This is a genomic window from Roseateles sp. GW821-FHT09G03 (genome assembly GCF_059416045.1).
Window position 1 is genome coordinate 548,667 of record NZ_JBWKOK010000003.1, and the last position, 13,511, is coordinate 562,177.

The 13,511-nt window shown below is 68.7% G+C and carries 11 protein-coding genes; 7 read left to right on the forward strand and 4 right to left on the reverse strand.

Annotated elements, in window-relative coordinates; genetic code table 11:
• On the forward strand, positions 1–717 hold the full coding sequence (locus tag AC07OZ_RS14665) for a hypothetical protein (RefSeq protein ID WP_495467827.1): 717 nt from the start codon (positions 1–3) through the stop codon (positions 715–717).
• A gap of 11 nt (positions 718–728) precedes the next feature.
• Complete coding sequence (locus AC07OZ_RS14670) at positions 729–1,067, forward strand: nuclear transport factor 2 family protein (protein ID WP_495467828.1); 339 nt, start codon at positions 729–731, stop codon at positions 1,065–1,067.
• A 48-nt stretch (positions 1,068–1,115) separates the two neighbouring features.
• On the opposite strand, the gene AC07OZ_RS14675 is transcribed toward AC07OZ_RS14670, so the two are convergent.
• Positions 1,116–2,330, reverse strand: a complete 1,215-nt coding sequence (locus AC07OZ_RS14675; RefSeq protein ID WP_495467829.1) for an MFS transporter — start codon at positions 2,328–2,330, stop codon at positions 1,116–1,118.
• Between the two features lie 152 nt (positions 2,331–2,482).
• Between AC07OZ_RS14675 and AC07OZ_RS14680 the strand changes: the two genes are divergently transcribed.
• Positions 2,483–3,454 (forward strand): LysR family transcriptional regulator, encoded by a 972-nt coding sequence (locus AC07OZ_RS14680; protein ID WP_495467830.1) that lies wholly within the window; start codon positions 2,483–2,485, stop codon positions 3,452–3,454.
• 107 nt (positions 3,455–3,561) lie between these two features.
• Here AC07OZ_RS14680 and AC07OZ_RS14685 read toward each other — a convergent pair whose 3' ends face one another.
• The 3 genes from AC07OZ_RS14685 to AC07OZ_RS14695 form a co-directional block, all read right to left on the reverse strand.
• Positions 3,562–4,524, reverse strand: coding sequence for a hypothetical protein (locus AC07OZ_RS14685; RefSeq protein WP_495467831.1), 963 nt, complete (start codon positions 4,522–4,524; stop codon positions 3,562–3,564).
• Positions 4,525–4,572: 48 nt separating this feature from the next.
• Positions 4,573–6,096 carry a POT-type proton-dependent oligopeptide transporter gene (locus tag AC07OZ_RS14690; protein ID WP_495467987.1) on the reverse strand — a complete coding sequence of 508 codons (1,524 nt, stop codon included), beginning with the start codon at positions 6,094–6,096 and terminating at the stop codon, positions 4,573–4,575.
• Positions 6,097–6,277: 181 nt separating this feature from the next.
• Complete coding sequence (locus AC07OZ_RS14695) at positions 6,278–9,415, reverse strand: Rne/Rng family ribonuclease (RefSeq protein ID WP_495467832.1); 3,138 nt, start codon at positions 9,413–9,415, stop codon at positions 6,278–6,280.
• Between the two features lie 823 nt (positions 9,416–10,238).
• Between AC07OZ_RS14695 and AC07OZ_RS14700 the strand changes: the two genes are divergently transcribed.
• The 4 genes from AC07OZ_RS14700 to AC07OZ_RS14715 are packed head-to-tail and all read left to right on the forward strand — an operon-like array spanning position 10,239 to position 13,448.
• A complete protein-coding gene (locus AC07OZ_RS14700) occupies positions 10,239–11,240 on the forward strand; it encodes an RluA family pseudouridine synthase (RefSeq protein ID WP_495467833.1) in 1,002 nt (333 codons plus the stop codon).
• A gap of 32 nt (positions 11,241–11,272) precedes the next feature.
• Complete coding sequence (locus tag AC07OZ_RS14705) at positions 11,273–11,929, forward strand: HAD family hydrolase (RefSeq protein WP_495467834.1); 657 nt, start codon at positions 11,273–11,275, stop codon at positions 11,927–11,929.
• 49 nt (positions 11,930–11,978) lie between these two features.
• The gene (locus tag AC07OZ_RS14710; protein WP_495467835.1) at positions 11,979–12,365 is read left to right on the forward strand and encodes a Rieske (2Fe-2S) protein; all 387 of its coding nucleotides are present in this window, start codon (positions 11,979–11,981) and stop codon (positions 12,363–12,365) included.
• Positions 12,366–13,448, forward strand: coding sequence for a S49 family peptidase (locus tag AC07OZ_RS14715; protein ID WP_495467836.1), 1,083 nt, complete (start codon positions 12,366–12,368; stop codon positions 13,446–13,448).
• The last annotated feature ends 63 nt before the right edge of the window (positions 13,449–13,511 follow it).

The window sequence follows — 13,511 nt, forward strand, 5'->3', positions numbered from 1 at the left end:
ATGCCCAAGTTCTCCGTGATGACCTGCGCCGAGGCGGCCGAGCGATTCGCTCTGTCCTCGTCGTCGATGAACTACCTCCGCGATCTCTCCCGTTATCACGTGCTCGTCTGCGAAGGCGACTGGCACCTCGACACGTCGCTGGTCCTCGATTGGCCAGGCTGGGGTGACGCACAGTGGCTGGCCCGCGTCGGCATCGAGCAAGGCGCAGACGCATTCGAGATTGCCGGCATCGCCGTGATCGGCAACCTGCGGATCGGTGGCTCGGTGCTCAACGTCAACACCGACGGCGGGCCGTTCCTCGTCGTCACCGGCAGTCTGACCGCGCGCTCGATCGCCAGCGGTGGCGCGACCATCACCGTCCACGGCGACGCCGACATCGCCGAGGCGGTCGTCAGTTGCTACAACCATGGCGAGCTGTGGCTCAAGGGCCGCGTCCGCACGACCTTGTGGCTGCAGGACGACCACATGATGAGCGCCGGCAAGCTCGAAGCCCTGGTGACCTTCGATGCCCGGGAGGAACTGGACCACGAGGACTACGAGGAAGTGATCCGCACGATGCCCGACGGCAGTGAGCAGTACGTCGATGTGCAGAACGTGCCCGAGGGCCTGCGCGACCTCGTCGTGCCCGAGGTGGTGGCGTACAGGGACCTGTGGGAGCGGGTCTGCGCGGGGCAGCCGATCCTGACCGACGAGGCCATCGCGCGCCGGCCGACTTGATGGGCACGGCCATGACGCTGCGAGATCGTTTCCTCGACTATCTCAATCGCTACGCCGCCAAGGACCTCGACGGCATCGCCGCGATGTTCTCGGAGGACGTCACGCTGCGCGACTGGAATCTCTCGGTGAAAGGACGCGATGCGGCCATCGCGGAGACGCGCAAGAACTTCGAGTCAGCAGCATCAATCCACATCGAGGTGCTGCGGACGCTGGAGCACGCGAGCTCGGTGGCCGGCGAGCTGCGCATCCTCGTCGACGGGCACATCGAGCTGTTCGTCGTCGACGTGCTGGACTTCGACGCGCAAGGCCGGATCACGGCGATCCGGGCCTTCCTCGGGCGGGGCGACTGAACTCGCCAGACTTGTCCGACTTGCCCGACTTGCCCGATTCTTCCCGCGTCACTCGTCGGCGCCGAGCCGCACCACCAGCGCTGCGGCACTCGCCACCGTCGCCAGTCCCGTCACGCCGATCCAGCCCCAATGGGTGAGCAGCACGCTGCCCAGCGCCGCGCCGGTCGCCATGCCGATGAACATGCCCGTGAACAGCAGCGCGTTGAGGCGGCTGCGCGCGGCCGGGTCGAGGCTGTAGACGATCGTCTGGTGCGCGACCAGCGCGGCCTGCACGCCGAAGTCGAAGACGATCGCGAGCACCACCAGCACGACGATCGCCGCGCCGCGGTCCAGCCAGGCCGTCACCGACATCACCGCGAAGGACAGCGCCACCAGCAGCGAGCCGAGCTTGGTCACCACGCCAGGGCCGCGCTTGTCGGCGAAGCGACCCGCCAGCGGCGCGGCCAGCGCACCCGCCGCGCCCGCCAGGCCGAAGGCGCCCGACACCGCGCTGCCCAGGCCGAAGCGCTCGTGCAGCATCACCGCGAGCGTCGACCAGAACGCGCTGAACGCCACCGCCAACAGCGCCTGCGCGATCGCGGCGCGACGCAGCGTCGGCAGCGTCTTCCACAGGCCGCCGAGCGAGCGCAGCAGCGCGCCATACGTCGTGCGCATCGCCGGCGGTGACGACGGCAGCCAGCGCCAGCTGGCCAGTCCCGTGACCGTCAGTGCCAGCGCCGCCAGGCCGTAGACCCAGCGCCAGCCGAACGCCTGCGCGATCACGCCGCTCATCACGCGCGACAGCAGGATGCCGAGCAGCAGTCCCGTCATCACCTGGCCGACGATGCGGCCGCGATGCTCGGCGGGGCTCAAGGTCGCGGCCATCGGCACGACGTCCTGCGCCAGCGTCGCTGTCAGGCCCAGCACCGCGCTGGCCACGAGGAAGGGCGCGAAGCCCGGCGCGAACGCACACAGCAGCAGCGTGGCGATCAGCAGCACGAATTTGGTGAGGATGACCTTGCGGCGGTCGAAGCGGTCACCCAACGGCGTCAGCAGCAGGATGCCGGCGGCGTAGCCGAGCTGCGTCAGCATGGGCACGGCGCCGATGCCGGCGGTCGAGGCGTGCAGGTCCTCCGCGAGCGGCGCGAGGATCGGCTGGCTGTAGTACAGCGATGCGGCGCCGAGGCCCGCCGACGCCGCCAGCAGCACGATCAGCGGCGTGGACGGGATGGCGGGGTCGCGCGGCGCGGCGGCGGCGTTCGAAGGCATGGGAAGGCTGGACATCGCAACTCCCGGAGGATGGTTCAAGATGGCGTGAAGAAGAAGGGGGAGGGTGCGGGTGAGCACCGAATGACCCGCATTCTTCGGATTCAGGGCCCTGACGGGAACCGGGCCGGCTCGCACAGCGCCCATACGCACGGCGTATAAAGCGGGCCATGAACGACGCCAACCGGGACAGCGGCCAGGACCGCCTCGCGCTGCTGCAGACCTTCCTCCGCGTGGCGGAGGCCGGCAGCTTCTCCGCTGCCGCGCTGCAGCTCGCGACCACGCAACCGACCGTCAGCCGCCGCGTGCAGATGCTGGAATCACTGCTCGGCGCGCGGCTGGTGGAGCGCTCCACGCGCGGGCTCCGGTTGACCGAGGAGGGCGAGCGCTGCGCCGCGCAGGCTCAGGACCTGATCGATGGCTGGCAGTCCCTGGCGGAAGAACTCGAGGGCGGCGAGGAGCTGTCCGGCACCCTTCGGCTGCGCGTCCCGCACGCCTTCGGGCAGAGTCAGCTGATCGAGCCGCTGGCGGCCTTCCTCACCAAGCATCCGCGCGTGTCGGTGGAGTGGATGCTGCAGGACCAGTTGCCGGACTTCAGCCGAGAGAACGTCGACTGCTCGCTGCTGGTCGGCGAGATCAGCCAGCCCAACCTGATCGCCACGCAATTGGCCGAGATCCCCCGCGTGCTGGTCGCCACGCCGCAGCTCGCGAAGAAGCTGCCGAAAGGCCTGGGCAAGAAGCCGCCGGAGGAGATCGCCGAACTGCTCGGCGCGCAGCCGTGGCTGGCGCTGCTGGCGTTCTATCGCGACGGCGTGGACCTCCGTGCCGCGGACGGCGAGGAACGGATGCACATCGCGTTCCGGCCGCGCCTGGGGACGGACAGCCTCTTTGCGCTCATCGAGTCAGCCCGCCGGGGCCTGGGCTTTGCACTGGTGTCTCAATGGGCGGTCTTCGATGACATGGCCGAGGGACGGCTGGTCCGTGTCCTGCCCGAGTGGTGCGCGAGCCCGCTGCCGATCTCTCTGGTCTATCCGTCACGGCGTCTCCAGCCCGCGCGCCTGCGCGCGTTCCTGCAAGTGATGCGCGACGTCATTCCGACGATGCGCGGCATGCGCGAAGTCCGCCGCCGCGCCAGGACGTGAGTGCATCCACCGATCTGTCCAGGTTGCTCCCATGAACTGTCGTAGAAAGAAGAAGACCGCCTGAGGGCGGTCTTCTTCTTTGGGCTGTCGAACAGCGCGAGCCGTGATCAGCCCTTCGTCGCGGGCTTCGCCGGCGCGGCCGGCTTCTTCGCCCCCGGAGGCAGCGCCTTGCCCGTGCTGGTCATGGCCATCTCCATGTCCATGCGCATCTTGTTGCCCTGCGGGCCGGCCATGTCCACGCCCATCGTCATCGCCATCGTGCTGCGCACCATCAGGCGATCCGCGAGCCGCAGGTCCATCTTGCCGCGGCCCGAACCGCTCATCACGCCCTCGACCGGGCGGCCCGCCGGCGACGACGCGTCCGAGGCCGGCTGCGCCGGCGCGGCGAAACTCATGTCCATCCGCACGTCGATGTCGAACGACGCGACGCCCTTGTTCACCGACGTCAGCGTGTACTTGCCCAGCAGCTTGCCCGTCTTGGCGCCGGTCATCGGCAGGTTCATGTCGATCGGCATCTCGAGCGTCTCGCCGACCTTCAGCGACTTGCCGTTGAACTTGCGCATCCAGTCGAAGCTCTGGTTGAAGATCTTCTCCTGCATCTCCTTGCTCAGCGCCTGCGCCTGCGCGGCATTGGACAGCTCCAGATCGATCTTCCCGAACTGGTCGTCCTTCAGCTGCGCGCTGAAACGCATCGGGCCCTGCTGCGGAATGGGCCGCGTCTGGCCGGTGCCGTCACGCATCTCGCTCTTGAGCGTGGTGACCTCGGCATTGAGCGTGTAGGCACCGTCGGGCGCCTTCGCCGTCGTCGACAGGTCCTGGCGCATGCCCATCTTCATGGTGATCGGCATCGAGGCCTTCATCTGCGCCATCTGCGCTTGCTGCTGCTCGGTCGCGTTCGGCGGCAGCGCCATGGACATGTTCATCTTCATGTCCATGGCGATGTCGACCTGCTGCCGCGTCGACGGCAGCGGCACCATGTTGAGCTTGACGCTGTCCTGCGCCATCGCGGCGGGCACCGCCACCGCGGCCTGCACCGCGAGCGCGGCGACCAGTGAAAGGATTCGTGCCATGTCTGTCTCTCCCTGAATCTGCGTGAGTCCGCTTGAGCCGAGGGGGCCTCAGCCCCGGTAGTTGTCCTGCATCCGGTACCCGCGCGCATAGAGCGCGAAGAGCAGCGCCGCGAGCAGCGCGAAGCCGGCGAAGAAGAACATCTGGAAGGCCGTGACGCTCGTGCCCGTCGACTGGATGTAGGCCGTCACCGCCGCGCCCTTGACGCTGGAGTTGGCCAGCAGCACCCACAGGTTGCCGATCGTCACCGACAGGTTCCAGAAGCTCGTGATCACGCCCTTCATCGCCAGCGGCGCCTGACTGTAGGCGAACTCCAGGCCGGTCGCCGACACCAGCACCTCGCCCAGCGTCAGCAGCGCGTAGGGCAGCACCTGCCAGGTGATGTCGACCGCGTGGCCGCCGTCGATCCACAGCTGCAGGCCGCCGACCACGATCCAGGCGATGCCCGCGAACGCGATGCCCGCGCCCATGCGGCGCAGCGCCGTGACCTTCAGGCCCATCTTGGCCAGCAGCGGATACAGCACCAGGTTGTTGAACGGGATCAGGATCATGACCAGCGCCGGATTCAGCGCCTGCATCATCGAGGACTTGAACCACTCGGGCTTGGCCATCTGGTCGGCCTGCAGCACCCAGGTCGAGGCCTTCTGGTCGAACAGGGACCAGAACGGCGTGACCAGTGCGAAGAGCACCAGCAGGCGCAGCACCGTGCGCACGCCTTCGACGGCCTCGGCCGGGTGCACCGCGCGGGCGCGCTCCAGCTGCATCCAGGCGCCGACGCCGCCGAAGCCCATCACCAGCACCAGCGCCGAGCAGAACGCGATCACGAAGCCGAGGTTGGGGGTCAGCGCCAGCGCGCCGATGGCCAGCACCACGCCCAGGCCGGCGACGATCAGGCCACCGCGGCCCTGGCCGGGCGCCTGCGACAGCAGCGCCGTGCGCACGACCTTCAGGAAACCGTGCGGGTCGCGGTGCGACTCGCCGGCCGGCACGTGCGTGTACTTGCGGCGGCCGCTCCAGAAGATCAGCGTCGCGATGAACATCAGCGCGCCCGGAATGCCGAACGCGACGCTCGCGCCGAACTTGTCCAGGAAGATCGGCATCAGCAGCGACGCGAAGAACGAGCCGAAGTTGATGATCCAGTAGAAGGCATCGAAGACCTTCTGCGCCAGCGTGCGGTTGCTCTTGTCGAACTGGTCGCCGATGAACGAACTCACCAGCGGCTTGATGCCGCCCGAGCCCAGCGCGATCAGGAACAGGCCGAAGTAGAAGCCGCGCAGGTTGTTCTCGAAGATCGCCAGGCAGGCATGGCCGGCGCAGTACACCAGGCTCAGCCAGAAGATGGTGTTGTACTTGCCGAAGAAGCGGTCCGACAACCAGCCGCCCAGCAGCGGGAAGAAGTAGACGCCGATGACGAAGGTGTGGAACACCTCCTTGGCCTCGCCCTTGCGCAGCGGCTCCGGGATGGCCAGCAGCAGGCTGGTCATCAGGAACACCGTCAGGATGTTGCGCATCCCGTAGAAGCTGAAGCGCTCGCAGCCCTCGTTGGCGATGATGTACGGGATCTGCGGCGGCATCTTCGGCGCGGCCTTGGCGCCGGCCGCGTCGCCCGGCCGGGCGGCGATGGTGGACGTGTTCAAGAGTCTGTCTCCGTCATGTCGCGGGGCGCTCGTGACGCCCCAAAAGGAAAGCCGCCGGGCAGGGCCTCGGCGGCTCGGCGGCGAACACCGGTAGGTGTCCGCCGCGATCTTCAGTCGATCAAGCCTCGAACGGAAGCTTGATCTGGTTGAGATCCTTGCGGGTCTCGACCAGGACCAGCGGGCCTTCGTCGACCACCACCGCCGGCACGGGTTCGCGGCCCAGCGGCGCGGCGGCCGGCTCGGCAGCGATCGCGGCCTTGGCGGCGGCGATCTTGTCGGCGTCGCTGTTGACCCAGACCAGGCCGGCGCCTTCGGCGACGGCGCTGAGCTCGGTCATCGGCAGCTCGAAGCGGGGCACCGCGGCCGGCGCCGGCGCTGCTGCTGCGACTGCAGGAGCGGCGACCGGAGCCGGGGCAGGGGCCTGGATCGGAGCCGGCGCTGGAGCGGCAGCCGCCACCGGTGCTTGCACCGGCGCCTGCTTCGGCTCGTCGCCCAGTTCCAGCTGACGCGGCGCGGCGCCGGCATCCAGGACGATGCCGTCCAGCGCGGCGATAGCCGGCGTGGCGGCGACGTCGCCTTCGGCAGTCACGCCATCGGCCGGTGCGCCTTCGCCTTCGCGGCGGTCACGGCGATAACGGTCGCGACCACGGCCACGACGGCGGCCCTGGCCTTCCGCGCCTTCTTCGCCAGCCGGGGCTTCGCCCTCGACCACCGGAGCGGCAGCGGACTCGGCGCCCTCGGCGAACGAGGTCTCGCCGGAGTGCGCCTGGCCTTCGACCAGCGTGCCTTCGACCTGCTCCGCACCCTCGACGCCTTCGGCGCCGCGATCGCGGCCACCGCGACGACGGCGACGACGGCCTTGACGCTCGTCGCCGGCTTCGCCCAGCGGCGTCTCCAGCGGTTGCGTGTCGGCGAACGCGATCGGCGACTCGACATTGGCAGCTTCAGTGCCGGCCAGCGCGGTCAGTTGCTCTTGCGAGGCATCAGCGGGGCGTTCCTCGCGACGGCGACGGCCTTCGCCGCGCTCGCCCCGGTCACCACGCTCGCCGCGTTCCGGGCGATCGCCCCGTTCCGGACGATCACCGCGCTCGGTGCGTTCCTGACGCGGCGCGCCGTCGACGGCCTGTTCCGGCTTGTCGGCACGTTCGTTGCGGCGCGGACGGTCACCGCCGCGCTCGCCACGGTCGCCACGCTCTGCGCGTTCACCACCGCGCTCGGCACGGTCACCACGCTCGGCGCGATCGCCGCGTTCCGGACGCTCGCCGCGGCCTTCCTGCTGCGGCTTGCCTTCACCGCGCGACTTGCTGTCGCGGGCCTTCTGTTCACCGCGCTCGCCGCGTTCACCGCCAGCGCGTTCACCACGCTCGCCGCGCTCACCGCGTTCGCCACGGCGGTTGCGATCGCCGCCACGGCCGCGATCACCACCGCGTTCGCCGCGTTCACCGCGCTCGCCACGTTCCTTCTTGGCGGGCTCGGCCGCCTTGGCTGCGGGGGCCGGTGCCGGCGCGGGCGCCGGTTCTCCACCGAACAGGCTCTTGATCCAGCCGAAGAAGCCACCACCGGCGGCCACGGGCGCGGCCGGCGCAGGCGCCGCCACCGGGGCGGCGGCCACCGGCTCGACGGCCTTGGGCGCGGCAGCGACCGGCATCGGGGCCGGCTGCTCCGGCAGGATGCCCTTGATCAGCGGCTCCTGCTTGTTCTTCTTCTCGGCGCCGCGGCGGGTGATGCTTTCCTCTTCCTGCTGCTCCTCGATCATCGTGTAGCTCGCCTGCAGGTTCTCCAGGCGGGGATCGTCGTGGCGCAGGCGCTCGAGCTTGTAGTTCGGCGTGTCGAGGTGACGGTTGGGCACCAGCAGCACGGTCACGCGCTGCTTCAGCTCGATCTTGGTGATCTCGGTGCGCTTCTCGTTCAGCAGGAACGAGGTCACTTCCACCGGCACCTGCACGTGCACGGCGGCGGTGTTGTCCTTCATGGACTCTTCCTGGACCATGCGCAGGATCTGCAGCGCGGAGGACTCCGTGTCGCGGATGTGGCCGGTGCCGTTGCAGCGCGGGCAGGTGATGTGGCTGCCTTCGCTCAGCGCCGGGCGCAGGCGCTGGCGGCTCAGTTCCAGCAGGCCGAACTTGCTGATCGAGCTGAACTGCACGCGGGCGCGGTCCTGGCGCAGCGCGTCGCGCAGGCGCTGTTCGACCTCGCGGCGGTTCTTGGACTCCTCCATGTCGATGAAGTCCACGACGATCAGGCCGCCCAGGTCCCGCAGACGCATCTGGCGCGCGATCTCGTCGGCGGCTTCCAGGTTGGTGCGGGTGGCGGTTTCCTCGATGTCGCCGCCGCGGGTGGCGCGCGCCGAGTTCACGTCCACCGAGACCAGCGCCTCGGTGTGGTCGATCACGATGGCGCCGCCCGAGGGCAGGTTCACCGTGCGGCTGAAGGCCGTCTCGATCTGGTGCTCGATCTGGAAGCGGCTGAACAGCGGCGCGTCGTCGCGGTAGCGCTTGACCTTGTGTGCCGTCTCCGGCATCACGTGCGACATGAACTGGTGGGCCTGTTCGAAGATGTCGTCCGTGTCGATCAGGATCTCGCCGATGTCGGCGGTGAAGTAGTCGCGGATCGCGCGGATCACCAGCGACGACTCCTGATAGATCAGGAAGGCGCCCTTGCCGCCCGACGCTTCGTCGATGGCGGTCCAGAGCTTCAGCATGTAGTTCAGGTCCCACTGCAGCTCGGCGGCGGAACGGCCGATGCCGGCGGTGCGGGCGATCAGCGACATGCCCTTCGGGTACTCGAGCTGGTCGAGCGCGTCCTTCAGCTCTTCACGGTCCTCGCCCTCGATGCGGCGCGACACGCCGCCGCCGCGCGGGTTGTTGGGCATTAGCACCAGGTAGCGGCCGGCCAGCGACACGAAGGTCGTCAGCGCCGCGCCCTTGTTGCCGCGCTCTTCCTTCTCGACCTGGACCAGCAGTTCCTGGCCTTCCTTGATCACGTCCTGGATCTTGGCGGAGCGCACGTCCGCGCCTTCGCGGAAGTACTGGCGCGAGATCTCCTTGAACGGCAGGAAGCCGTGGCGGTCCTCGCCGTAGTCGACGAAGCAGGCCTCCAGCGACGGCTCGACGCGCGTCACGACCGCCTTGTAGATGTTGCCCTTGCGCTGTTCGCGGCCTTCGATCTCGGTCTCGAAGTCCAACAGCTTCTGTCCATCGACGATGGCCAGGCGACGCTCTTCCTGCTGCGTCGCGTTGATCAGCATGCGTTTCATCAGTTCTCCTCCACGCCAGGGCATTGCCGCTGACGCGCGTACCTCAGAACCGCCGCCGGAGGTTCACCGGCGGGCGATTCGACCGATGCACGAGTAACGCGAAAGAACCAATGAAAGGATCGCCCTGGACTGCAAATTGAACGGCTCGTTCGACCGTTCAGCGATGCAGCGTTGGCGCGTGCGCCGCGGGCCCCGGGTCGGCTGTCTTGGTCCTCAAGCGCGCCGACTGAGGCGCGACCCGACCACGGCCGGAGCCTGGCGTGTGGACGAAGCCAACACGCGCTCGCAGGCGGCGGGGGGTGGAATGGACCGAAGAAAACATCCGGAATCGGAGCCTGGGTGCTGACGTCAGCGCCGGGGCCTTGCGGCCCGTCTTCTGTCGTCGTGAAACCTTGTTGTACTGCCCGCGCCGCCTGCCGACATCCTGGAATGCGACCGGCCTCGTGGGCATGGTTCTGACGATGTTGCTCTGCCGTCCGGCCTCGGCGCCTGCCCGCTCGCTTTGGGAAGCGGGCCCGACAACGATGACCTGACGTTGCATCACCAAAAGTGATGAGCAGCCTACTCACAATCGCTGCTCACTGCCACGTTCTCGCCGACCTCGGACGCGTGCGTCCGAGTAAAATGAGAAAAATCAAATACTTAGAACGGAAACGTGGCAAGCAGCATTATAGGGGCTAAAGCCCGCAAGGCCGCCCCAGGGACTGCCCGCAGTGCCGCGAGGAGGGCCGCGCCTCCGAAACCGGGGCCCAACCCCGGGTCCAGGCCGGGACCGAGACCGGGATCGGCACCTGCGCCGACACCGACGTCAGTCAAGCCGGCGGTGTCGGCTGAACCGGCCGCGCCGGCCCAGGTCCGTCAGTTGACCGTCGACGAGGGCTCCGCCGGACAACGGCTGGACAACTTCCTGATCCGCGAACTCAAGGGCGCGCCCAAGACCCTGGTCTACCGGATCATCCGGTCCGGCGAGGTGCGCATCAACAAGGGCCGCTGCAGCGCCGACTCGCGGCTCGAAGTCGGCGACGTGGTGCGCGTGCCGCCGGTGCGCCTGGCGGAGAAGCCCGCCGAGCAGGCCGCCGCCGTCCCTGCCCGCGAATTCCCCATCGTCTTCGAGGACGAACACCTGATCGTCGTCGACAAGCCTGCCGGCGTGGCGGTGCACGGCGGCTCGGGCGTGAGCTTCGGCGTGATCGAGCAGCTGCGGCGCGCACGTCCGCAGGCGAAGTTCCTGGAGCTGGTGCACCGGCTGGACAAGGAAACCTCCGGCCTGCTGATGATCGCCAAGAAGCGCAGCGCGCTGACGCACCTGCAGGACCAGCTGCGCGACCGCGAGACGGGCAAGACCTACGCGGCGCTGGTCGCCGGCACCTGGGCGAAGAGCAAGAAGGTCGTCGACGTCCCGCTGCTGAAATTCGTCGGCAGCGACGGCGAGCGCTGGGTGAGGGCGGTGTCTGATCCCAAGGATCCACAGGCAGACCAGGCCAAGCGGTCGATCAGCCTGGTGAAGGTGGTCGAAGCCTATCCGGGCAACGGCAAGGGCGGCGGCTACAGCCTGCTCGACGTCACGATCAAGACCGGCCGCACGCACCAGATCCGGGTCCACCTGGCCCATGAAGGCCACGCGATCGTCGGCGATCCCAAGTATGGCGACTTCGAGGCCAACCGCCTGATCGCGCGAGGGGCGTTGCGCTTCGACCGGATGTTCCTGCATGCGCGGCTGCTGCGCGTGGTGCATCCGGCGACCGGCGAGACCTTGACCCTGGAGGCGCCCTTGCCGCCGGAGTGCGAGAAACTCCTGGGCGCGCTGCGCCGTCCGGCGCCGTGACCTGACGCCCTGACGACCTTCCGCGGATCACCATGCCTCAACGCTTCGACCTGATCGTGTTCGACTGGGACGGCACCCTGTTCGACTCCACCGCGCTCATCGTGCGCTGCATGCAGGCCGCGTCGGCGGACCTCGGCCTGAAGCCGCCGTCGCGCGAGCGCGCCGCCTACGTGATCGGCATGGGCCTGATCGAGGCGCTGCAGTACGCGCTGCCGGGCCTGGACCCGGCGCGGTATCCGGAACTCGGCCAGCGTTACCGCCACCACTACTTCGCGTCGGCGCATGAGGTGACGCTGTTCGACGGCGTGCCCGAGCTGCTGCGCGACCTGAAGGCGCGGCACCACTGGTTGGCCGTCGCGACCGGCAAGAGCCGCCGCGGCCTGGACGAGGCGCTGGCCGCGGTCGACATGAAGACGCTGTTCGACGGCACCCGCACCGCGGACGAGACCGCCGGCAAGCCCAATCCGCAGATGCTGCTGGAGCTGATGCGCGAGTTCGGCGCCGAGCCGGAGCGCACGCTGATGATCGGCGACACGACCCACGATCTCCAGTTGGCGCGCAATGCCGGCTGCCCGGCGGTGGCGGTCACCTACGGCGCGCACGAACACGAATCGCTGCGCGGCTTCGAGCCGCTGCTGGTCGCGCACGACGTGCCGACGCTGCGCGAGTGGCTGCTGGCCAACGCCTGACCGCGCTGGACCGCCTCCCGATCTTTCCCGCTTCCCGGATCCCTTCCGCATGACCCCTGAGCAAGACCTGCCCCCGGTGCCGTTGTGTGCCTCCTCCGAGCTGGAGGAACGCGGTCGCGCGCATACCTTCGACGTGCTGCAATTCCGTCAGCCGGCCTCGGCCTTCGTGCTGCGCTTCGACGGGGAAGTCGTCGGTTACCTGAACCGCTGCGCGCATGTGCCGACCGAAATGGACTGGCAGGAGGGCGAGTTCCTGGACAGCAGGAAGGAATACATCATCTGCAGCATCCACGGCGCCGTGTACCACCCCCGGGACGGACGCTGCGTGACCGGCATGTGCGGCCGTTTCGGCCTGACCAAGCTCGACGTGCGCGAGCAGGACGGCCAGGTCTTCTGGTATCCCTCCCGCGACACGCGACCCGTTTTCGAGGATTGAATGAACCCCAACGACGACCCCAGCGCCGGCAGCGACCTGCCGCGCCCGATCCCCGACGCGACGGCGCGCCCGGAGGACATCCTGAAGGCCACGGCGCCCGCCGCGCCTTCTTCCGCGACGCCGGCCGCTTCGCAGGCATCGGCCGGCGGCGCGCCGCTGCCGGGCCGCTACGAGCACGTGATCGAGCAGTTCGCCCATGACTACCTGCGCGACCGCCGCAGCGACCGGCGCTGGAAGACCTTCTTCCGGCTGATCTGGGTGTCGGTGCTGCTGCTGTTCATCTGGTCGATGTTCGCGAGCAAGCATCACGGCGGCGCGACGACCGGGCCGCACACGGCGCTCGTCGAGGTGCGCGGCGAGATCGCGCCCGATACCGAAGCCAGTGCGGAGCTGATCAACGCCGCGCTGAAGGCTGCGTTCGAGGACCCGGGCTCGCGGGCGGTGGTGCTGCGCATCAACTCGCCGGGCGGCAGCCCGGTGCAGTCGGGCATCGTCAACGACGAGCTCAAGCGCCTGAAGGCGCTGCACAAGAAGAAGGTCTACGCGGTCGTCGAGGAGATCTGCGCGTCCGGCGCGTACTACATCGCCGCGGGCGCGGACGAGATCTACGTCGACAAGGCGTCGGTGGTGGGTTCGATCGGCGTGCTGATGGACGGCTTCGGCTTCACCGAGGTGATGAAGAAGGTCGGCGTCGAGCGCCGCCTGATGACGGCGGGCGAGAACAAGGGGATGCTGGACCCGTTCTCGCCGGTGACCCCGAAGCAGCAGGCGTACGCGCAGGCGATGCTGGATCAGATCCACCAGCAGTTCATCGCGGTCGTGCGCGAGGGCCGCGGCACGCGGCTCAAGGAAACGCCGGAGATGTTCTCGGGCCTGTTCTGGAATGGCGAGCAGGCGATCCAGCTCGGCCTGGCCGACGGCACGGGCAACCTCGACTACGTCGCCCGCGAGGTGGTGAAGGCCGAGGACGTCGTCGACTACACGCCGCGCGACAACGTCGCGGAACGCATCGCCAAGCGCTTCGGCGCGGCGATGGGCGAGGGCGCGGTCAAGGCGATGAGGTCGACGATGTCGATCCGCTGATCCGCTGATCCGCTGACCGGCGCTCGCCGGACCGGCGATCCGATCTCCTTCGGAAGAGGACTA

Bases quoted from the DNA above. Each gene is read 5' to 3' on its own strand.
- AC07OZ_RS14685 (WP_495467831.1), bottom strand. From the start codon at position 4,524: ATGGCACGAATCCTTTCACTGGTCGCCGCGCTCGCGGTGCAGGCCGCG.
- AC07OZ_RS14695 (WP_495467832.1), bottom strand. From the start codon at position 9,415: ATGAAACGCATGCTGATCAACGCGACGCAGCAGGAAGAGCGTCGCCTG.
- AC07OZ_RS14680 (WP_495467830.1), top strand. From the start codon at position 2,483: ATGAACGACGCCAACCGGGACAGCGGCCAGGACCGCCTCGCGCTGCTG.
- AC07OZ_RS14715 (WP_495467836.1), top strand. From the start codon at position 12,366: ATGAACCCCAACGACGACCCCAGCGCCGGCAGCGACCTGCCGCGCCCG.
- AC07OZ_RS14675 (WP_495467829.1), bottom strand. From the start codon at position 2,330: ATGTCCAGCCTTCCCATGCCTTCGAACGCCGCCGCCGCGCCGCGCGAC.
- AC07OZ_RS14665 (WP_495467827.1), top strand. From the start codon at position 1: ATGCCCAAGTTCTCCGTGATGACCTGCGCCGAGGCGGCCGAGCGATTC.
- AC07OZ_RS14710 (WP_495467835.1), top strand. From the start codon at position 11,979: ATGACCCCTGAGCAAGACCTGCCCCCGGTGCCGTTGTGTGCCTCCTCC.
- AC07OZ_RS14690 (WP_495467987.1), bottom strand. From the start codon at position 6,096: ATGCCGCCGCAGATCCCGTACATCATCGCCAACGAGGGCTGCGAGCGC.
- AC07OZ_RS14670 (WP_495467828.1), top strand. From the start codon at position 729: ATGACGCTGCGAGATCGTTTCCTCGACTATCTCAATCGCTACGCCGCC.
- AC07OZ_RS14705 (WP_495467834.1), top strand. From the start codon at position 11,273: ATGCCTCAACGCTTCGACCTGATCGTGTTCGACTGGGACGGCACCCTG.